Below are 20776 nucleotides of genomic sequence, written 5' to 3'. Positions count from 1 at the left end.
TTTGCAGCTGGTCTGCGGCTCCCGGGCAGGGTATACCCTTCGCAAAACAGGGAGGGGTAATAATGGTGAAATGGATAAGCATACTGATGATCTTCTTAAGCAGCGGGGCGATGGCAATCTGCCCGGTCTGGTCACCGGCTAAAGCCGGGCAGGAGATCGCGGCCCTGAAGGCGCAGCTGACCCGCTGGAATGATGATTACTGGAAGCAGGGCCGCAGCGAGGTGAGCGACGACGTTTACGACAGGCTTAACGCCCGCTTAAAACAGTGGCAGCGCTGTTTTCACGATGAACCGCTGCACGACGATCTTCCAGCCGCCAGTGGGACGGTGAAACATCCCTTCGCCCATACCGGCGTGCATAAAGTAGAAAGCAAGCAGGCGCTTAGCCGCTGGATGGCGACGAAGCAGGATCTCTGGGTACAGCCAAAGGTGGATGGTGTTGCGGTCACCCTGGTCTACAAAAACGGCAAGCTGGTGCAGGCGATTAGCCGGGGCGACGGCTTACAGGGGGAAGAGTGGACGGCACAGGCGCGAACGATCCCCGCTATTCCGCAAACGCTGGCCGGGCCGCTTGCCAACAGCGTGTTGCAGGGTGAACTTTTTCTGCTGCGCGAGGGGCATATCCAGCAGCGGATGGGAGGGATGAACGCGCGTGCGAAGGTAGCGGGAGCGATGATGCGCGCGACCGATCGCGCAGCGCTGAAGCAGACAGGCATTTTTATCTGGGCCTGGCCGAACGGCCCAAAAGCGATGAAAGCACGCCTTTCCACGCTGGCGGAGGCAGGTTTTACCCTGACGGCCCGCTATACCGTGCCGGTTAAAAACGCGGCTGATGTGGAGGCGCAGCGGACGGCCTGGTTTAAGGCTTCGTTGCCCTTCGCCACGGATGGCATTGTGGTTCGCGCCTCGGCAGAGCCGCCGGGCGAGCGATGGCTGCCGGGGGAAGGGAGTTGGGTCGTCGCATGGAAATACCTTCCTGTGGCCCAGGTGACGGAAGTCAAAGCGATTCACTTTACCGTTGGCCGTACCGGGCGGATCACCGCGATTGCGCAGCTTGAGCCGCTGATGCTCGACGATAAACGCGTACAGCGCGTCAGCTTAGGGTCGGTTAACCGCTGGCAGAGGCTGGATATTGCCCCCGGCGATCAGGTGCTGGTAAGCCTGGCGGGACAAGGTATTCCCCGGCTGGATAACGTGGTGTGGCGCAATGTGGATCGCCGTAAACCGCAGCCGCCCTCATCGCGCTATAACGGTTTAACCTGTTTCTATGCCTCCCCGGAGTGCATGGAGCAATTTTTTGCCCGGCTGACGTGGCTAAGTTCCAGGCAGGCGTTAGATATCGAAGGAATGGGCGAATCAGGATGGCGGACCCTCTATCAGGCGCATCGGTTTGAGCACCTCTTCTCCTGGCTACAGCTCACGCAGGCGCAGCTCACCGCGACGCCGGGGATATCGGCATCGCATGGCGCTGCGCTGTGGCATCAGTTTAACCTGGCGCGGGAGCGACCTTTTATCCGCTGGATCACCGCGATGGGAATACCGCTGGCCCGGTCGACGCTCAAGGCGGCAGGGGATCGCACCTGGCAGGCGCTGATTCAGCGAAGCGAAGCGGAGTGGCGGATGCTGCCGGGTGTCGGGCAGGAGAAGGCCCGCCAGATCGTAAACTGGCTGCATCAGCCTCAGATTGATGCCCTGGCAAAATGGCTGGCCGCAGAGCACATCGGTGGATTTTAATCTGCGTGCGCTCCTGAACAGACTGGCGAGGGGGCACACTTCCGCTGCCGTGAATAGCGTATTTATGAGACGCGGTTTATATACGCAATAATTATGAATATAAATGAATTATTCATGGTAAATATATTTTTAGGAAATATTATCCCTGAACCCAATTTCAGAATTTGCTCTGCTTGCGTTTTTATTTTCTTTGAGAGAACGGCTTAATTGATCTCAATCACTATTAATCGAGAGTAATAGCCGGGAATGAAGGAGTTATAGGCAATGCAGCCTGAGTATTGTTCGTATTTTTGCTTTTAATTTCAGTTGTTTAACTATTTTATTAATAATATGTTGAGTGTTTTCTGGTTAACAATTAGTCATATTTATTCTGCCGGAAATCATTGCGTCAAATTATTATAAGAATTATCTTATCCAAAATTTTTAAGGTAGTTACCGCTGGGGTGCATTTCGCATCACTTCTGCGTTTTCCTTTCTTTTTGCACCCCGTGAGGGAGTTAACTATCTGAACTCCAATTGAAGCAATTAAGGGTACCGAAATATATCCTGGCGGTTTATATGCGCTGGTGTTCAGAGCCCAGGGCTTTTACATGGATGATTTTCCGTCCCTGTCGGGCCGGAATTCAGCCCCGGGCTTTATGCCCGTTAACCGGGACCTGGTTTCCAGGTGCTCATATTTTCCTTCATTTGAATGAGGACCAAAAATGAAAAGGACGCTTTGTACAGTGCTGATGGCACTCACGCTGGCGACTGCCCTGCCTGCTATAGGCGCTACCACCGAAGCAGGTAGCACCAGCGCAGCAACAACCGGTACAACAACCGGAGCAACGGTGGGAACTACCGCTGGCACTACGGGGGGACTGGCGGCAGGCGCGATTGGGACAACCGCTGTTGTCACCACCGCTGCGATTGCCGGCGTAGCGACGTTAGCCGTTGTCGCGGCAAGCGACAGTGGCGATGACTCAGGCAATGGTACTTCCACGACGACAGTTACCCGCTAAGGCTGGTGCGCAAGGCGATATAGCCTTGCGCTGAACAGCGCAACGACTTGACCCGGTGGCGATATCAAAGCCGGGTATTTAATTGATTTCAATGTTATTTAATCAAGGATTTCTGGTGAGACTGTTTATTCTGCTCATCATGACTCTGCTGATCCAGGGATGTACGCCGAGCCAGCAGAGCATTATTGAGACCTTTAACGCCAGCCTGGACGGGCGCCAGGATGTGACGGTAACGGACGGGCAGATTCAGGTGCTCCCATACTCAACCATGTACCTGCGTCTGGATAATGGCCCGAGGATCCTGGTGGTTCTCGGATACATCGAGCAGGGAAACAGTAAGTGGTTATCGCAGGATAATGCGATGATCGTCACGCATAACGGTCGCCTTATCCACACGCTCAAGCTCCCTTATAACCTGCTTGAGGTAACCAACCTTGAGTACGATCCGCTGCGCCACACGCCGCAGCTCCGCGACGGCAGCCAGTGGTCGCGTGATGTGCGCTGGCAGGAAGAGGGGCGGTATCGCTCCGCACACCTGACCTCGCGCTTCTTCCTGAGCGGGACGGAAAACCTGACCCTTGCCGGAAACACGCTACGTTGTCAGGTCTGGCAGGAGACGGTGCAGGCCGACGGCCTCGATCGTCGCTGGCATAACACCTTCTGGATTGATTCCGCCACCGGCCAGGTACGCCAGAGCGAACAGATGCTCGGCGCGGGCGTATTCCCTCTCGCCATGACGATGTTGAAGCCCGCCCCATGAACAGACTCAGAAAATGGTTACCTGGCGTAGGGCTATCTCTCTTCAGCCTGCCCGCCTTATGCGCAAGTGTCGTTACCGTGCATCAGCCGGGCAAAACGTGGTCTGCTGGACAGGCCGATACGCTCTCCCGGCTGGTCACCCAGCCGCAGCTGAACAACGTCTGGTGGCAGGGCGCTGTCATCGCAACCCCTTCCGCCACGCGGCGAGCGCAACAGACGCAACAGCAGGTGCTGGCGTCGCTTTCAGCCTGGCAGAATCGTGCCGATGACGAGCAGATCGCGACCATTCGCGCTGTCGCTGCACAGATCCGCTCCCTGCGGATCGTCGGGCGGCAGTTTGTCAGCCTCGATCCAGACGCCGTGCGTACCGACGCCCGCGGCGATCGTTCCCTTGAGGGCCGTTACGATCTGTGGCTCTCGCCTGCGCCCCGCACCGTCACGCTGATGGGGGCGGTCGCCACACCGGGGAAACTGGCCTGGCGACCGGGCGCAAGCATCAGGGATTACTTACAGGGGCAGCTGCGGCTGGCTGGCGCCGACAGGAATAACGTGACCGTTATCGATCCTGACGGCAGTACGGTTGTTGCGCCGGTGGCGTACTGGAACGCACGCCATATTGAAGCAGAGCCGGGCGCTGTTCTGTGGGTGGGGTTTGATCCCCGGGCGGTGCCGGACGATTTTACCGGTCTGAATGAGCAAATCGTTGCGCTCCTGACGCGGCGGATACCTGACTGATGAACAAACTTTTTTTACTGAGCGGCCTTGCTCTGGCTATCTCTTCTGCCTGCCACGCGGAGCTGCGTACCTGGCCCGATCCGACCGGACCTTCACAGTCCGACTTTGGCGGCACCGGCCTGATGCAAATGCCCGACGCGCGCTTTGGCCGGGAAGGGGAATTCAGCGTCAACTACCGCGATAACAACCAGTATCGTTTTTACTCCTCTTCGGTCGTGCTCTTTCCGTGGCTGGAAGGGACGATTCGTTATACCGACGTCCGCACCCGCAAATACAGCAGCGACGAGGATTTCAGCGGCGATCAAAGCTACAAGGATAAGTCGTTCGATTTTAAGGTTCGTCTGTGGGAAGAGGACTATAGCCTGCCGCAGGTGGCGCTCGGCAAGCGCGATATTGCGGGCACCGGCCTGTTCGACGGTGAATATCTGGTTGCCAGTAAAATGGCCGGACCGGTCGATTTTACCTTTGGAATAGCCTGGGGATATCCCGGTAATAGCGACAACGTGGGTAACCCGCTGTGCCACGACAACAATAAGTATTGCACCCGCGGCGAATCACATGATGCCGGGGATATCAGCTTTAGCGATATGTTTCGTGGTCCGGCGTCGCTGTTTGGCGGACTCCAGTATCAGACACCCTGGCAGCCCCTGCGCCTGAAGCTCGAGTATGACGGCAACAATTATGCCGATGATTTTGCCGGCTCCATTAAGCAGTCGAGCCATATTAACGTGGGGGCGGTCTATCGCGTTGCCGACTGGGCCGATCTCAACCTCAGCTACGAGCGCGGCAATACGCTGATGTTTGGCTTCACCCTGCGGACCAATTTTAACGATCTGCGCCCCGCGCTGCGTGATAACCCGAAACCGGCCTGGCAACCGGCACCGGCAGGCGAGACGCTGGACTATACCTCGGCGGCAAACCAGCTCACCGCGCTTAAGTACAACGCAGGCTTCGATGCGCCGGAGATCCTTCAGCACGGCAATACCTTATACATGACCGGCGAACAGTATCGCTATCGCGATCCGCGCGAAGCGGTGGATCGCGCCAACCGTATTCTGATCAATAACCTGCCCGACGGGGTCGACACGATCGCTATCACCCAGCGGCGTGACCATTTGCCGCTGGTCACGACGCAAACCGACGTCGCCAGCCTGCGCAAACAGCTGGCGGGAGAGCCGCTCGGCCAGGAGGAGGCGCTCAGGCAGCAGCGCGTCGAGCCTGTGGATACTACAGCGTTCGGGCGCGGCTACCGTATTCGCGCCGATCGCTTCAGCTACAGCGTCAAACCGACGCTGGCGCAGTCGCTGGGCGGTCCGGAAGATTTCTATATGTTCCAGGTGGGGTTGATGGCCAGCGCCAGCTACTGGCTGACCGATCGTCTGCTGCTCGACGGCGGCGTGTTCGCCAACCTCTATAACAACTACGACAAGTTCAAATCCTCGCTGCTTCCCGCTGACTCCAGCCTGCCGCGCGTCAGAACCCATATTCGCGATTATGTCAGCAATGACGTCTACATCAACAACTTACAGGCCAACTATGTCGATGCGCTGGGGCACGGCTTCTATGCCCAGATTTATGGCGGCTACCTCGAAACCATGTACGGCGGTGTGGGAGCAGAGGCGCTCTGGCGCCCGCTTGATAGCGACTGGGCGCTGGGCGTGGATGCGAACTACGTCAAGCAGCGCGACTGGGACGACATGATGCGCTTCACCGACTACAGCGCGCCAACCGGATTTATCACCGCCTACTGGAACCCGGCGAAGCTCAACAGCGTGCTGATGAAGCTGAGCGTCGGGCAGTACCTGGCGAAGGATAAAGGCGCCACCCTCGACGTCGCGAAGCGATTCGACAGCGGCGTGACGGTAGGCGTCTGGGCGGCGCTGACCAACGTCTCGAAAGAGGATTATGGCGAAGGTGGCTTTAGCAAAGGCTTCTACATCTCGATCCCGCTGGATCTGATGACGATCGGCCCAAATCGCAACCGGGCGGTGGTCTCGTGGACGCCTCTCACGCGTGATGGCGGCCAGATGTTAGGCCGTAAATATCAGCTCTATGACATGACGTCAGAACGCGAAACCCCGGTAGGGCAGTAGTACCGGATGAAACAGGCATTACTTAACCAGATGATTTTCCTGAATGAAAAACGTTAAATTTTCCGTGCTTGCGTTGGCTATGATGGCGTTAAGCGGTTGTACTATCGTACCGGGCCAGGGACTTAGCACCCAGGGCAAAGATATTATCGATCTGCCTGACAGCAATTACGATCTGAATAAGATGGTCAACGTCTATCCGCTCACGCCGGGGCTGGTGGAGCAGTTGCTGCCTGGCAAAGTCGACTCCCGCGCGAATCCTGAACTGGATCGCCAGCTCCAGAACTACCAATATCGCATCGGCGTCGGCGACGTGCTGATGGTTACCGTCTGGGACCACCCGGAGCTGACCACCCCCGCAGGTCAGTACCGTAGCGCCAGCGATACGGGCAACTGGGTGAATGCCGATGGCACGATCTTCTACCCCTATATCGGCAAAATCCGCGTCGTCGGCAAAACGCTGGCCCAGGTGCGCGATGAGATCGCCGCCCGGCTGGACTCGGTGATTGAGAGCCCGCAGGTGGATGTCAGCGTCGCGGCGTTCCGCTCGCAAAAAGCCTACGTGACGGGCGAAGTGGCTAAGTCGGGCCAGCAGCCCATCACTAACATTCCGCTGACCATAATGGATGCGATCAATGCGGCAGGCGGCCTGACGTCGGAGGCGGACTGGCGCCACGTGGTGCTGACCCATAACGGCCAGGACACGCACATTTCGCTCTACGCGCTGATGCAGCGCGGCGATCTCACCCAGAATAAACTCCTCTATCCGGGCGATATTCTCTTCATTCCCCGTAATGACGACCTGAAAGTGTTTGTCATGGGCGAGGTGGGTAAACAGAGCACCCTGAAGATGGACCGTAGCGGCATGACGCTGGCGGAAGCGCTGGGTAATGCGCAGGGCGTAAATCAGGATATGGCCGACGCCACGGGGATCTTTGTGATTCGTCCGTTGCAGGGCAAGCAGAACGGCAAAATCGCCAACGTCTACCAGCTTAACGCCCGGGATGCCACCGCGATGGTGTTGAGCACCGAATTTCAGCTTGAGCCTTACGACATCGTCTATGTCACCACCGCGCCGCTGGTGCGCTGGAACCGCGTGATCTCTCAGCTTGTGCCGACCATTACCGGCGTACATGACCTGACTGAAACAGGGAGATATATCAGAACATGGCCAAACTAACGTTTAACGCCATCCTGGTGATCTGTACCGGCAATATCTGCCGCTCTCCCATTGGGGAACGGCTGCTGCGCCGGCTGCTTCCCGCCGCCCGGGTCGATTCAGCGGGAACGTGTGGCCTGGAAGGGCGCGCCGCCGATTCACAGGCGACAGAGATCGCCGCCGAACGCGGCACTCTGCTTGAGGGCCACGTGGCGCGCAGGCTCACCCCCGCCATGGTGCGCGACTACGATCTGATTCTGGCGATGGAGCTGGAACATATCGAGCAGGTCACGGCTATTGCACCGGAGGCGCGCGGCAAAATGATGCTCTTTGGTCACTGGACGGGCAGAAAAGAGATCCCGGACCCCTACCGTAAAAACCGGGACGCATTTGAATATGTTTATGGGCTGCTGGAGCAGGCCAGTCTGGAATGGGCGAAACGGCTCAGTTAATCACACGGGATAGTTACGTTTTATGTCAACAAATAACCTTCACGCCCATGATGCGTCTGCCGCGAATAACGAGATCGATCTTGTGCGCCTGTTGGGTGAGTTGCTCGACCACCGAAAATTTATTCTCATCCTTACCGCGCTGTTCACGCTGGCGGCACTGCTTTATGCGCTCTTTGCCACACCAGTTTATCAGGCCGATGCGCTGATACAGGTGGAACAGAAGCAGGGCAACGCGCTACTCAGTAACCTTAGCGAGTTCATCCCTGACTCCTCGCCAGAGTCGGCGCCGGAGCTTCAGCTTCTCCAGTCGCGCATGATCCTCGGTAAAACGATTGATGACCTGAACCTGCGCACGCAGGTAAGTGAAAACTATTTTCCCCTTGTCGGACGCGGCTGGGCGCGGCTCACCGGCCAACAGCCTGGCATCGTCGATATCCGTATGCTCAATCTTCCCCCTGTCGCGGGCCGGGCGCAAAAGCTGACGCTGACCGTCGGCGAGAAGGGCCACTATCAGCTGGAAGGCGATAACGTGACGTTACAGGGCGTAGTGGGACAGCCGCTGAGCGCGGCGAATATCGCCATTACCATTGCCGCTATCCAGGCGAAGCCGGGTACGCAATTTACGATTACACAGCTGAGCGAGCTGGAGGCCATTGACGCGCTACAGCTGCGTTTTTCCGTGAGCGAGCGCAGCAAGGACAGTGGGATGCTTGGCCTGACCATCACGGGGGAAGATCCCGATGAGATGGCGCGCGTGCTTAACTGCATCGCCGATAACTATTTACAACAGAACGTGGCTCGCCAGGCGGCGCAGGATGCGAAAAGCCTGCAATTTTTGAAGCAGCAGCTTCCGCAGGTGCGCAGCGAGCTGGACCAGGCCGAGGAGAAGCTCAACCGCTATCGCCAGCAAAATGACTCCGTTGACCTGAACCTGGAGGCAAAAGCGGTGCTGGAGCAGATTGTAAATGCGGACAATCAGCTCAATGAACTGACCTTCCGGGAAGCGGAAATTTCGCAGCTCTACAAAAAAGATCACCCCACCTACCGGGCGCTGATTGAGAAACGCCAGACGCTGGAGCAGGAAAAAAACCGCCTGAATAAACGGGTATCGTCCATGCCGTCAACCCAGCAGGAGGTGTTGCGCCTGAGCCGTGATGTGGAGTCGGGACGCGTTATCTACCAGCAGCTGCTTAACCGCGAACAGGAGCTGAGCATCGCCCGGTCGAGCGCAATTGGTAACGTCCGCATTATCGATCCGGCCGTGACCCGGCCGCAGCCAGTCAAGCCGAAAAAAGCGCTGGTCGTCGTTCTGGGGGTTCTCCTGGGTCTGTTCGTCTCTGTGGGCTGGATCCTGGCGCGCAGTATGCTGCGTATGGGCATTGAAACGCCGGAGCAGTTGGAGGAGCACGGGATTAACGTCTATGCCACCGTACCGCTGTCGGAATGGCTGGCTAAAAAGATGCGTTTGCGCAAAAAAGACTTTATGTCCTCAGGGCTGCGCCATAAGACCAAACATATCCCCTTCCTGGCGGCGGATAACCCGGTCGATCTCTCCGTGGAGGCGATTCGCGGCCTGCGCACCAGTCTGCATTTTGCGATGATGGAGTCAGCGAACAATATACTGATGATCTCTGGCGCCACGCCTGACAGCGGTAAAACCTTTGTCAGCAGTACCCTGGCGGCCGTCGTGGCGCAGGCGGGACAGAAAGTGCTCTATATTGATGCGGATATGCGTCGCGGGTATGCCCATGATCTGTTTAAGCTCGACAATACCTGCGGCTTATCGGAGATGTTGTCCGGTAAGGCGGAGTATACCCAGGGCGTTCAGACCTTCGATAAAGGCGGGTTCGATACCATCGTGCGCGGGCAGATCCCCCCTAATCCGGCGGAGCTTCTGATGCATACGCGTTTCCAGCAGCTGCTGGACTGGGCGAATGAACGCTACGATCTGGTGATTATCGATACGCCACCGATCCTGGCGGTCACCGACGCGGCGGTTGTCGGCCGTCGCGCAGGCACCACGCTGCTGGTCGCCCGCTTCGGGATGAACAGCGTGAAGGAGATGCTGGTCTGTGTACAGCGTCTGGAGCAGAGTGGCGTCAACACCAAAGGGGTGATTCTCAACGGCGTCGTTAAGCGGGCAAGCAACGCTTACGGCTATGGCTACCATCACTACGGTTACAACTACTCGAGTAACTGATTATCCGGCGCCTGCCCGTTCTGACATTAATGCGCATTGTGTTTGTAATGAAAAACGGGAAGGCCCAGCTTAAGGCGCAATGCCAGCATACGCGCGGTGAAGCCAAACAGCAGGGTGGAGATAACCACCACATCGTGGCTGGTGACATAGTGCTGCAGGGCGACGTAAAGCACTGCCGCGGCAAAGGAGATGCCGGCATACAGTTCCTTCTGGAAAACCAGCGGGATACGTTTGCAGAACATATCCCGCAGCACCCCGCCAAACACGCCCGTGATCACGGCAGCAATGGTGGCGATAACCGGGCCTTCACCCATATCGAGAGCGATTTGTGCGCCAATGATGGAAAAAACAATCAGCCCAAGCGCATCCAGCACCAGGAACACGCGGCGCAGATGAGGCATCACCGGGGCCACAATCGTGGTTAGCACGGCTGCCGTTGCCACGATAATGACGTACTCAGGGTTTTTTACCCAGCCGAGCGGATAATGGCCAAGCAGGATATCGCGCACGGACCCGCCGCCGAGCGCAGTGGCTGTGGCAATGATAATCACGCCGAAGGTGTCCATACGGCGACGTCCGGCGGCGAGCGCGCCGGTCATGGCTTCTGCGGTAATGCCAATAAGATAGAGAATGTGAAGCAGCATAAACCCTCCGGAATGAAGAGGAGGAGATTAGCGATTTGTGCGGAAGATCACGATTGAGATTTTCTAAGGCGAGGGGGTTTGCCCTACAGAAATTTATCAACGCATGCCTGGCGGGCTTGTGATAAGGCGGGAGGAAAAGAAAGTAAGGCTAAATAAGGATTAGAAAAAGTAATGGGTGGTGTGCGAGGCAACACCACCCTGAAAGGAATTACTCGATATTCTGGATCTGCTCGCGCATCTGCTCAATCAGGACCTTCAGCTCAATCGCTGAATTGGTTACCTCTGCATTGATAGACTTAGACGCCAGCGTGTTCGACTCGCGGTTGAACTCCTGCATCATAAAGTCGAGACGGCGGCCTACCGCTTCTTTCTTCTTCAGAATGTTGTAGGTCTCTTTAACGTGCGCTTCCAGACGATCCAGCTCTTCAGCCACGTCCACACGCTGCGCCATTAGCACCAGCTCTTGTTCCAGACGGTTGTTTTCCAGCTGAACTTCCGCCTCTTCCAGTTTGGCGACAAGACGCTCACGCTGCCATTGCAGCACTTCTGGCATATGAGCGCGCACTTTAGCGACTTCGGCGCTCACGCCTTCAAGGCGTTGCTCAATCATCGCTTTCAGCGCCTGGCCTTCGGTTTCGCGGGCAACGATAAAGTCGTCCAGCGTGCCGTCGAGTGCAGCCAGGATTTCAGCGGTAATCGCGTCCAGATCCTGCTCTCCGGCGGCCATCACGCCAGGCCAGCGCAGAATATCAACCGGGTTGATCTCGCCTTCATCGCTCTGCATTTTGACCCAGTTCGCCGCATTAACCAGCTGTTTTGCCAGCTTTTCGTTCAGGATCAGTTCGCCCTGTGCACTGGCATCGGGCTCAAAACGCAAATTACATTCCACTTTCCCGCGGGTCAGACGCGTACGGATACGCTCACGCACCACAGGCTCCAGGCTGCGGAACTGTTCCGGCATACGGAAATACGTTTCCAGATAGCGCTGGTTTACCGAGCGCATTTCCCAGGTAGCGCTACCCCAGCTACCCTTGATTTCACGCCGGGCGTAGGCGGTCATACTGCGGATCATAGACATTCCCGTTTTTAAAGGAGAGATGGGGGGATTATAGCTTTCAGGGGCTTCTCAGGATAGGAATAAGCGTCCTTTATCCGTATAATGCGCAGCCACATTCGTTTCAAGCCGGAGAATCCATCATGCGTCCAGCAGGTCGTAGCGCCAACCAGGTGCGTCCCGTCACCCTGACCCGTAACTATACAAAACACGCTGAAGGCTCCGTGCTGGTTGAGTTTGGTGACACCAAGGTGCTTTGCACCGCGTCCATTGAAGAGGGTGTGCCTCGCTTCCTGAAAGGTCAGGGCCAGGGGTGGATCACCGCCGAATACGGTATGTTGCCGCGCGCAACCCATACCCGTAATGCCCGTGAAGCGGCAAAAGGTAAGCAGGGCGGCCGTACTATGGAGATCCAGCGCCTGATCGCGCGTGCGCTCCGCGCCGCGGTTGACCTGAAAACGCTGGGTGAGTTCACCATCACGCTGGACTGCGACGTGATCCAGGCCGATGGTGGCACGCGTACGGCCTCTATTACCGGTGCCTGTGTGGCGCTGGCAGATGCCCTGAACAAACTGGTTGCCGCCGGTAAGCTGAAAACCAACCCAATGAAAGGGATGGTTGCTGCTGTCTCCGTTGGTATCGTTAACGGCGAAGCGCTTTGCGATCTGGAATACGTTGAAGATTCTGCCGCAGAAACCGACATGAACGTGGTGATGACCGAAGATGGTCGCATCATTGAAGTGCAGGGTACGGCAGAAGGCGAGCCATTCACCCACGAAGAACTGCTCACCTTGCTGGCGTTGGCCCGAGGGGGAATCGAATCTATTGTAGCGACGCAGAAAGCGGCGTTAGAAAATTGATTTTAAGGCGACCAATGAGTCGCCTTTTTTTTGCCTGTAAGACTGAAAAGACAAAGGAGCAAATCCATGAAATCGTATCAGCGCCAGTTTATTGAGTTTGCGCTTAACAAGCAGGTACTTAAGTTTGGCGAGTTCACGCTGAAATCCGGGCGTAAAAGTCCGTATTTCTTCAACGCCGGACTGTTTAATACCGGGCGCGACCTGGCACTGTTAGGCCGCTTCTATGCCGAAGCGCTGGTGGATTCCGGGATTGATTTCGACCTGCTGTTTGGCCCCGCGTACAAAGGCATTCCAATCGCAACCACCACGGCGGTGGCGCTGGCGGAACACCATGACCGCGACGTACCGTACTGCTTTAACCGTAAAGAGGCCAAAACCCACGGTGAAGGCGGCAATCTGGTAGGCAGTGCGTTGCAGGGGCGTGTGATGCTGGTGGATGACGTGATCACCGCAGGTACCGCGATCCGTGAATCGATGGAGATTATCCAGGCTAACGGCGCAACGCTTGCGGGTGTGCTGATTTCGCTCGATCGTCAGGAGCGCGGGCGCGGCGACATCTCTGCTATTCAGGAAGTGGAGCGCGATTATGGCTGCAAGGTCACGTCGATTATCACGCTGAAAGACCTGATTGCGTATCTGGAAGAGAAGCCTGAGATGGCTGATCATCTGGCGGCGGTGCGTCAATACCGCGAAGAGTTTGGCGTATAATTCAATTGCCCGGTGGCGCTACGCTTACCGGGCCTACCCGTTCGTAGGCCGGATAAGGCGAAGCCGCCATCCGGCGATGGCGTTACTGTAACTGAGCAGCCACTAACGGCCAGCGGGCGTCAAAATCGTCCGTTGGTCGATATTTAAACTCGCTGCGCACAAACCGGGAGAGCATCCCTTCGCAAAAAGCCAGGATCTGGCTTGCCAGCAGGGTCTCATCCGTATTATATCCCTCGCCTTCCCGCATTTTCTTCTCGCGCAGAACCTGACGCAGCTGGGCTTCGATACGCTCAAAAAGCTGGTTTATACGGCCTTGCAGACGATCCTGTTCAAACATCAGCGCGTGGCCGGTCAGAATACGGGTCAGACCCGGGTTACGTTCACCAAACCCCAGAATCAGCAGCACAATCAGACGCAGACGCGTGCTGGTGTCTTTTTCATCCTTCAGAATCAGGTTGATGCGCGTGATCAGGCTGTCTTCGATAAACTCGATCAGGCTGTCAAACATCCGGGTTTTGCTCGGGAAATGACGATACAGCGCCGCCTCTGACACGCCCACAGAGGCCGCCAGTTTTGCGGTGGTGATGCGTTGACTGCCGTCGCTGGATTCAAGCATCAGAGCCAGAGATTGAAGTATTTCTTCGCGACGATTCCTTTTCGCGGTTTGTTTTTCTGCCATGTTACAAAATACCCCTGAAAATAAGCACTTGTCAGGCTGGCAACCACACAGCGACCCGCAAACTGACGTTTGCGGTTTGTTATTGCATTATGGCGCTGTGAGATGCGTGTTTGTCGGGCGGTTATTTGCGCCCGGAATGGCCGAAGCCGCCTTCGCCACGGTCGGTAGCGTCGAAGTCTGCCACCAGGTTAAATTCTGCCTGCACCACCGGTACAAACACCATCTGCGCGATACGCTCGCCCGGCTCAATGGTGAAGCTGTCCTGGCCACGGTTCCAGACGGATACCATCAGCTGACCCTGATAGTCAGAATCGATCAGGCCGACCAGATTACCCAGCACGACGCCATGCTTGTGGCCCAGGCCAGAGCGCGGCAGGATCACCGCTGCCAGTGACGGGTCAGCAATGTGAATCGCCAGCCCGGTCGGGATCAGGGTCGTTGCACCTGGCGCCAGTTCTACGGCGTCATCAAGACAGGCGCGCAGGTCAAGACCGGCAGAGCCGGAGGTGGCATACGTTGGCAGCGGAAATTGCTCGCCAACGCGCGGGTCCAGAATCTTAACGTCGATTTTTTTCATCATAACGGGTAACGATCTCGTCCAGTAAGTGTTGGCCCAGGAGTTCTTTGCGCTCAAGCGGTAAGACTTTATCTCCATCCTGCCAGAAAAGGTGCAATGCGTTGCTGTCGCTGTTAAATCCTTGCGTGGACAGCGATACGTCGTTCGCGCAAATCAAATCGAGGTTTTTGCGGGTACGTTTTTGCCGGGCATATTCTTCCACATTATTCGTTTCTGCGGCAAACCCAACAACGTAAGGTCGATGAGTTTTCAATGCGGCGACACCGGCAACGATATCCGGGTTCTTCACCATTTTTATTGTTAATTCATCACCTTGCTTTTTAATTTTGGCGTCGGCAATGGTTTCGGCGCGGTAATCAGCGACGGCCGCACAGCCGATAAAAATATGCTGCTGTTGAGCATGTGCCTGTACGGCGGCTTCCATTTCCAGCGCGGTCGTTACATCAATACGCTGCACAAACGCAGGGGTGGTAAGCGACACCGGGCCGCTCACCAGCGTGACGTTCGCGCCGCGTTTGGCTGCCGCGGCAGCAATCGCAAAGCCCATTTTGCCTGAGCTGTGGTTGGTGATGTAACGCACCGGATCCAGCGGCTCGCGCGTGGGGCCCGCGGTAATCATGATGTTGAGATGTTGCAGATCGTTGACAGGCGATAAATGGGCGGCGGCCATATCAACAATCGTCAATGGGTCGAGCATACGCCCTGGCCCAACGTCGCCGCAGCCTGGCTGCCACTGTCCGGTCCCCAAATCAGCAGGCCGCGCGAGGCCAGCGTGTCCAGATTATGCTGGGTAGCGGCGTTGCGGTACATCTGCTGGTTCATTGCGGGCACAACCGCGACGGGCGCAGGCGTGGCGAGGCAAATGGTCGTTACCAGATCGTTCGCCATACCGGCTGCCACGCGGGCAATTAAATCTGCCGTGGCGGGGGCAAGGATAACCAGATCGGCCCATTTCCCCAGCTCAATGTGGCCCATTGCGGCTTCGGCTGCCGGGTCGAGCAGGCTGTCGGATACCGGGTATCCCGAGACGGCTTGAAGGCTCAGCGGGGTGATAAAGGCTTTGCCGCCTTCGGTGATCGCGACCCGTACGTCGGCCCCGCGCTCGCGCAAACGGCGCACCAGGTCTGGCGTTTTATAGGCAGCAATACCGCCGCTGACGCCAAGAACGATTTTTTTACCGGCCAGGCTCATCATGATTCTTTCCTGTTGGGTTTCACCAGAGAGCGGGCATTTTATCACAATCCCTAAAACGGGGTGATGATGTCCTTAATTCACTTTGCGAGGCGTTACGCAAGAACGAAATGCCAGCGTCGAACCCCGAATTTGCCTGTGGCAGCATAATGGCAAACAGAAGGAGGCCGGGCATGGAAGAGACTGAACTGCTGCTACCGCGTGAAAAAATGCTGCGTCATGGCGTCACGTTGTTAAAGGACGACGAGCTGCTGGCGCTCTTTTTACGCACAGGCACGCCGGGGAAAACGGTATTTACGCTGGCGAAAGAACTGATAGACCATTTCGGTTCACTGTATGGATTGCTGACCGCTGAGCTGGAGGCGTTTACGCACGTTGAGGGCATTGGCGTGGCGAAATATGCCCAGTTACGGGGCATTGCCGAGCTGGCCCGGCGATTTTACAACGTGCGTATGGAAGAAGAAGACCCGATCCTCACCCCCGACATGACCCGCGAATTTCTGCAAAGCCAGCTCTCCGATCTGGAGCGGGAGATCTTTATGGTGATCTTTCTCGATAACAAAAACCGGGTACTGAAACATACCCGCCTTTTTTCGGGAACCTTGAGCCACGTTGAGGTGCATCCGCGTGAAATTGTGCGGGAAGCGATAAAAGTGAATGCAGCCGGCGTGATCCTCGCGCATAATCACCCCTCTGGCTGTGCAGAACCAAGCAGAGCTGACAAAGCAATTACCGAACGTATTATCAAATGCTGTCAATTCATGGACATTCGTGTGCTGGACCATCTGATAATTGGCCGCGGAGAGTACATTTCTTTTGCCGAACGTGGCTGGATTTAGGCCTTTTCTCGCGATCCATCGGGATCTTTGTCTGTTCGGGACTTGAGCACACCGCCGAGTCAGCGTATACTACGCCACCTTTGAGAATCTCGGGTTTGGCATTTGGGCCTGGCAATCGAGAGTTCAATAGAACTATGCGATGACCGGGCTGTAAAGCCTGACGAGGCGCCGATACCCCATACGAAGCTCGAGCTAATTTGATTTTTGGAGAATAGACATGTCCCGAGTCTGCCAAGTTACTGGCAAGCGTCCGGTGACCGGTAACAACCGTTCCCACGCACTGAACGCGACTAAACGCCGTTTCCTGCCGAACCTGCACTCTCACCGTTTCTGGGTTGAGAGCGAGAAGCGTTTTGTCACCCTGCGCGTATCTGCTAAAGGTATGCGTGTAATCGATAAGAAAGGCATCGATACAGTTCTGTCCGAACTGCGTGCCCGTGGCGAAAAGTACTAAGTACTTAAAGAGGAAATAAATCATGGCTAAAGGTATTCGCGAGAAAATCAAGCTGGTTTCTTCTGCTGGTACAGGTCACTTCTACACCACCACGAAGAACAAACGTACTAAGCCGGAAAAACTGGAACTGAAAAAATTCGATCCAGTTGTACGCCAGCACGTACTGTACAAAGAAGCTAAAATCAAATAATTTTAGTCTCCTTGTATTGAAAAACCCCGCAACTGCGGGGTTTTTTGCATTCTGCATCTCAACGGAGGAACCATGCCTGAATTACCTGAGGTAGAGACCAGCCGCCGCGGCATTGAGCCCCATCTGGTTGGCGCGACTATTCTTCATGCTGTCGTTCGCAACGGGCGTCTGCGCTGGCCGGTGTCCGATGAGATCCACGCGTTAAGCGACAAACCCGTCCTGAGCGTGCAGCGCCGCGCGAAATACCTGCTGCTGGAGCTGCCTGACGGCTGGATCATTATCCATCTGGGCATGTCGGGAAGCCTGCGCATCCTCACCGAAGAGTTGCCTGCGGAAAAGCACGACCACGTTGATCTGGTGATGAGTAACGGCAAAGTGCTGCGTTACACCGACCCGCGTCGCTTTGGCGCATGGCTGTGGACCAAAGAGCTGGAAGGACACAACGTGCTGGCGCATCTCGGACCTGAGCCGCTGTCAGAGGCGTTTAACGCGGATTATCTCAAAGAGAAGTGCGCGAAAAAGAAAACCCCGATTAAACCCTGGCTGATGGATAACAAGCTGGTGGTGGGCGTGGGAAATATCTATGCCAGCGAATCGTTGTTTGCCGCCGGGATCCATCCCGATCGGCTGGCCTCCTCGCTGTCGGCGCAGGAGTGCGAGCTGCTGGTCAGAGTAATTAAAGCGGTACTGCTGCGCTCAATTGAGCAGGGCGGGACGACGCTGAAGGATTTCCTGCAAAGCGACGGGAAGCCGGGCTATTTTGCGCAGGAGTTGCAGGTTTATGGCCGTAAGGGTGAGCCGTGCAGAGCCTGCGGGACGCCGATTATTGCCACGAAGCACGCTCAGCGCGCCACGTTTTACTGCCGTCAGTGCCAGAAGTAGGGTTACTTTAGCTTTTCCATCAACGCCTGGTGGACGTTAACAGGCAGGAAGTGGGTAACGTCCCCGTGATGGCGCGCCACCTCTTTCACCAGTGAGGAAGAGATGAAGGACCACTCTTTGGAGGGCATCAGGAATACGCTCTCCAGCTCCGGCATCAAATGGCGGTTCATGTGTGCCAGCTGCATCTCATATTCGAAGTCTGCTACCGCGCGAAGACCGCGGATCAGGATATTGGCCTGCCGGTCACGGGCAAAGTTTGCCATCAAGTCGCTGAATCCGACGACCTCAACATTCGACAGATGCGAAATCGCATCGGTGGCAAGCTGCACGCGTTCGTTCAGGTCGAACATCGGCTTTTTGCTCGGGCTGGCGGCAATGGCCAGAATCACCTTGTCGAACATACACGCCGCACGGGTGATGATATCAAGATGACCGTTAGTGATCGGATCGAAGGTACCCGGATAAATCGCTTTTGTGCTCATGGCTCACGTTTTCTCTGAGTAGCCGCGGTTCAGCGCCCACAGCTCGGTGTATTTGTTGAAAGTATACTGGGCATTCACTACGGCCAGTAACCAGCCCTGTTTGCCGTCCAGCACGCCGCCACGCAGCAGCAGCGTTTTCAGAAACGCGCCCAGCGTGTGGGTGAAGATGCCGGTCAGCGTGGCCTTCTTGCCGCGCGTATGCCGCTCCTGTGCCCAGGCGGTGGCATAGTTCAGCTGTTTCCGCTGGAAGCTGGCGAAATCGCGGCAGGTCAGATGAAGCAGATCGCCCGTCAGGGGGATGACCTGAGCGCCATCGCAGGCCAGAGATTCATGGACCAGGTTGTCGTTGTACTGATAACGCTCGCGCGCATAGAGGCGCATCACGCGGTCGGGGTACCAGCCGCTGTGGCGCATAAAGCGGCCCAGGAAATAGTTACGACGCGCGATACTGTAGACCGCGCCGGGCTGTGGCGCGGCAAGCACCGTTTGAATGGCCTGTCGGAGTTCCGGGGTGACGCGCTCATCGGTATCGATCATCAACACGTAATCGCCCGTGGCGTAACCCTGCGCACGCTGGCGCTGAATACCGTAGCCCTGCCAGTCGGTGTCGGTAAAGACTTTTGCCCCGGCTGCACGGGCAACGTCCGCCGTGTTGTCCGTACTTCCGGAGTCGAGAATGACGATTTCGTCAGCCCAGGCAACAGAGGCCAGGCAATCCGGAAGCAGGTCGGCGGCGTTTTTGGCGATCATCACGACCGACAGACGCGTTGACATTAGTGGCTCCGCTGCGGCAGGTAAGGTTGCAGAAGTTGCAGCAGACGGGTCAGCGCCCCCTGGTTCTGATGCAGGACTTCAACGGCGTGACGACCGTACCACAGGCGGTAATCTTCGTCAGTCAGAAGGGTAGAGACCTCTTTGACCACCGAATCCGCGTCGGTCACGGTGATTAAGCCATCGGCTTGCTGCAATTTCGCGCAGATATCTTTGAAGTTAAACGTGTGTGGCCCCATCAGCACGGGAATGGCGTGGGCTGCTGGCTCCAGCGGGTTATGACCACCGCGCTCCACCAGGCTTCCGCCAACGAAAGCAAGATCGGCGATCCCGTACAGCAGCATCAGTTCGCCCATCGTATCGCCAATCACCACCTGCGTGCTGCCAGAGGGGATTTCGCCGCTGCTGCGCAGGGTGAAGCTGAAACCGCCTTTTTGCACCATCTCGCGGGCATCTTTAAAACGCTCAGGATGGCGAGGAACCAGAATCAGAAGTAAATCAGGGAATTTTTCCAGCAGCTGGCGGTGAGCCTGAAGAATAATGGCTTCTTCGCCGTCATGGGTGCTGGTGGCAATCCAGACCTGGCGACGCGGCGCCCACTGACGACGCAGTGTTACCGCACGGGCGGCGAGTTCAGGGGTGACGGAAATATCGAACTTCAGGCTACCCGTGACCGCAAGCTGGTTGCGCTTCAGGCCGAGGGCGATAAAGCGCGCGGCATCTTCTTCGTTCTGCGCGGCGATCAGCGTGATTTTGCTGAGGAGGCGACGCATAAATTTACCCAGCTTGCCGTACCCTTTCGCCGAGCGTTCCGACAGACGCGCGTTGGCGATAACCAAAGGAATTTTACGGGCATGCAGGGCGGAAATCATATTCGGCCACAGTTCGGTTTCCATGACGATCACCAGTTTAGGGCGCACGGTATTCAGGAAACGGTTCATGGCGCAGGGGAGATCGTACGGCAGGTAGACGTGATGCACGTCTTTACCGAAGGCAGACATCACGCGCTCTGAGCCGGTTGGCGTCATCGTGGTGACGGTGATGGGCAGTGACGGATAACGGTGGCGCAGGGCACGCACCAGTGGAATGGCGGCCAGCGTTTCCCCGACTGACACGGAATGCAGCAGAATACCGTCCGGCGCCACTTTATTGCGGCAGTAGCCATAACGTTCGGCCCAGCGTTTACGGTACGCAGGCGCTTTACGGCTACGAAGCAACAGTCGCAGCCACACCAGTGGCTGAATGATGTAGAGCAGGGCGGTATACAACAATTCCAAGCGATTATCCGTTTTTTTAGTTTCGGCCGGGAAATTCTA

Annotated in this window: 21 protein-coding genes and 1 pseudogene; 14 read left to right on the top strand and 8 right to left on the bottom strand. The window is 56.6% G+C overall.

Translation table 11 applies throughout. The annotated features are described in order from the left end of the window. The first annotated feature begins 62 nt into the window (after positions 1 to 62). The 8 genes from ligB to etk all read left to right on the top strand — a co-directional run bounded on the left by ligB (position 63) and on the right by etk (position 10129). Positions 63 to 1733 (top strand): NAD-dependent DNA ligase LigB, encoded by a 1671-nt coding sequence (ligB, locus tag O1722_RS22605; protein ID WP_032672161.1) that lies wholly within the window; start codon positions 63 to 65, stop codon positions 1731 to 1733. A gap of 704 nt (positions 1734 to 2437) precedes the next feature. Further along, positions 2438 to 2734 (top strand): hypothetical protein, encoded by a 297-nt coding sequence (locus tag O1722_RS22600; RefSeq protein ID WP_032672160.1) that lies wholly within the window; start codon positions 2438 to 2440, stop codon positions 2732 to 2734. 115 nt (positions 2735 to 2849) lie between these two features. Beyond that, complete coding sequence (locus tag O1722_RS22595) at positions 2850 to 3494, top strand: YjbF family lipoprotein (RefSeq protein ID WP_033486990.1); 645 nt, start codon at positions 2850 to 2852, stop codon at positions 3492 to 3494. Next, complete coding sequence (locus tag O1722_RS22590; protein WP_033486989.1) at positions 3491 to 4228, top strand: capsule biosynthesis GfcC family protein; 738 nt, start codon at positions 3491 to 3493, stop codon at positions 4226 to 4228. The genes O1722_RS22595 and O1722_RS22590 overlap by 4 nt, the downstream gene beginning before the upstream one ends. Then, positions 4228 to 6321, top strand: coding sequence for a YjbH domain-containing protein (locus tag O1722_RS22585; protein ID WP_072203279.1), 2094 nt, complete (start codon positions 4228 to 4230; stop codon positions 6319 to 6321). Before O1722_RS22590 ends, O1722_RS22585 begins: the two co-directional genes overlap by 1 nt. A gap of 43 nt (positions 6322 to 6364) precedes the next feature. Further along, positions 6365 to 7498, top strand: coding sequence for a polysaccharide export protein (locus tag O1722_RS22580; protein ID WP_032646765.1), 1134 nt, complete (start codon positions 6365 to 6367; stop codon positions 7496 to 7498). Beyond that, positions 7486 to 7929, top strand: a complete 444-nt coding sequence (locus O1722_RS22575; RefSeq protein ID WP_033486987.1) for an arsenate reductase/protein-tyrosine-phosphatase family protein — start codon at positions 7486 to 7488, stop codon at positions 7927 to 7929. The genes O1722_RS22580 and O1722_RS22575 overlap by 13 nt, the downstream gene beginning before the upstream one ends. Positions 7930 to 7951: 22 nt before the next feature. Then, the gene (gene etk, locus O1722_RS22570; protein WP_023302881.1) at positions 7952 to 10129 is read left to right on the top strand and encodes a tyrosine-protein kinase; all 2178 of its coding nucleotides are present in this window, start codon (positions 7952 to 7954) and stop codon (positions 10127 to 10129) included. 26 nt (positions 10130 to 10155) lie between these two features. Here etk and O1722_RS22565 read toward each other — a convergent pair whose 3' ends face one another. Then, entirely contained in the window at positions 10156 to 10773 is a 618-nt protein-coding gene (locus O1722_RS22565) for a trimeric intracellular cation channel family protein (protein ID WP_015570045.1), read from the bottom strand. Positions 10774 to 10981: 208 nt separating this feature from the next. Next, complete coding sequence (locus tag O1722_RS22560; RefSeq protein WP_003860907.1) at positions 10982 to 11845, bottom strand: YicC/YloC family endoribonuclease; 864 nt, start codon at positions 11843 to 11845, stop codon at positions 10982 to 10984. Between the two features lie 125 nt (positions 11846 to 11970). Here O1722_RS22560 and rph point away from each other — a divergent pair, with 125 nt between their 5' ends. Both rph and pyrE read left to right on the top strand, forming a co-directional pair. Continuing rightward, the gene (rph, locus tag O1722_RS22555; protein WP_015570044.1) at positions 11971 to 12687 is read left to right on the top strand and encodes a ribonuclease PH; all 717 of its coding nucleotides are present in this window, start codon (positions 11971 to 11973) and stop codon (positions 12685 to 12687) included. A gap of 66 nt (positions 12688 to 12753) precedes the next feature. Continuing rightward, on the top strand, positions 12754 to 13395 hold the full coding sequence (gene pyrE, locus O1722_RS22550) for an orotate phosphoribosyltransferase (protein WP_015570043.1): 642 nt from the start codon (positions 12754 to 12756) through the stop codon (positions 13393 to 13395). Positions 13396 to 13477: 82 nt separating this feature from the next. On the opposite strand, the gene slmA is transcribed toward pyrE, so the two are convergent. The 3 genes and pseudogenes from slmA to coaBC all read right to left on the bottom strand — a co-directional run bounded on the left by slmA (position 13478) and on the right by coaBC (position 15842). Next, positions 13478 to 14074, bottom strand: a complete 597-nt coding sequence (slmA, locus tag O1722_RS22545; protein ID WP_003860901.1) for a nucleoid occlusion factor SlmA — start codon at positions 14072 to 14074, stop codon at positions 13478 to 13480. Positions 14075 to 14195: 121 nt separating this feature from the next. Further along, on the bottom strand, positions 14196 to 14654 hold the full coding sequence (gene dut / locus O1722_RS22540; protein WP_015570042.1) for a dUTP diphosphatase: 459 nt from the start codon (positions 14652 to 14654) through the stop codon (positions 14196 to 14198). Then, positions 14632 to 15842: pseudogene (coaBC, locus tag O1722_RS22535) on the bottom strand (bifunctional phosphopantothenoylcysteine decarboxylase/phosphopantothenate--cysteine ligase CoaBC). Before coaBC ends, dut begins: the two are co-directional and overlap by 23 nt. 173 nt (positions 15843 to 16015) lie before the next feature. Here coaBC and radC point away from each other — a divergent pair. The 4 genes from radC to mutM all read left to right on the top strand — a co-directional run bounded on the left by radC (position 16016) and on the right by mutM (position 18207). Beyond that, entirely contained in the window at positions 16016 to 16681 is a 666-nt protein-coding gene (gene radC, locus O1722_RS22530) for a RadC family protein (protein ID WP_006812419.1), read from the top strand. Positions 16682 to 16898: 217 nt separating this feature from the next. Then, a complete protein-coding gene (gene rpmB / locus O1722_RS22525) occupies positions 16899 to 17135 on the top strand; it encodes a 50S ribosomal protein L28 (RefSeq protein ID WP_002436699.1) in 237 nt (78 codons plus the stop codon). Between the two features lie 22 nt (positions 17136 to 17157). Beyond that, positions 17158 to 17325, top strand: coding sequence for a 50S ribosomal protein L33 (gene rpmG, locus O1722_RS22520; protein WP_003024094.1), 168 nt, complete (start codon positions 17158 to 17160; stop codon positions 17323 to 17325). A 72-nt stretch (positions 17326 to 17397) separates the two neighbouring features. Next, positions 17398 to 18207, top strand: a complete 810-nt coding sequence (gene mutM / locus O1722_RS22515; protein ID WP_003860879.1) for a bifunctional DNA-formamidopyrimidine glycosylase/DNA-(apurinic or apyrimidinic site) lyase — start codon at positions 17398 to 17400, stop codon at positions 18205 to 18207. A 2-nt stretch (positions 18208 to 18209) separates the two neighbouring features. Here mutM and coaD read toward each other — a convergent pair whose 3' ends face one another. From coaD to waaA, 3 genes are read right to left on the bottom strand one after another with little or no spacing between them, the layout of a single operon-like run. Further along, a complete protein-coding gene (gene coaD, locus O1722_RS22510) occupies positions 18210 to 18689 on the bottom strand; it encodes a pantetheine-phosphate adenylyltransferase (RefSeq protein ID WP_015570040.1) in 480 nt (159 codons plus the stop codon). Between the two features lie 3 nt (positions 18690 to 18692). Then, on the bottom strand, positions 18693 to 19463 hold the full coding sequence (locus O1722_RS22505; RefSeq protein WP_017693965.1) for a glycosyltransferase family 2 protein: 771 nt from the start codon (positions 19461 to 19463) through the stop codon (positions 18693 to 18695). Next, on the bottom strand, positions 19463 to 20737 hold the full coding sequence (gene waaA / locus O1722_RS22500; RefSeq protein WP_003860874.1) for a lipid IV(A) 3-deoxy-D-manno-octulosonic acid transferase: 1275 nt from the start codon (positions 20735 to 20737) through the stop codon (positions 19463 to 19465). The genes O1722_RS22505 and waaA overlap by 1 nt, the downstream gene beginning before the upstream one ends. Between the last annotated feature and the right edge of the window lie 39 nt (positions 20738 to 20776).

This window comes from Enterobacter cloacae complex sp. HYC003_NIDB, assembly GCF_056673375.1.
The sequence above is the reverse complement of the archived record's forward strand: the minus strand, read 5'-3'. Positions and strand labels throughout refer to the sequence as shown.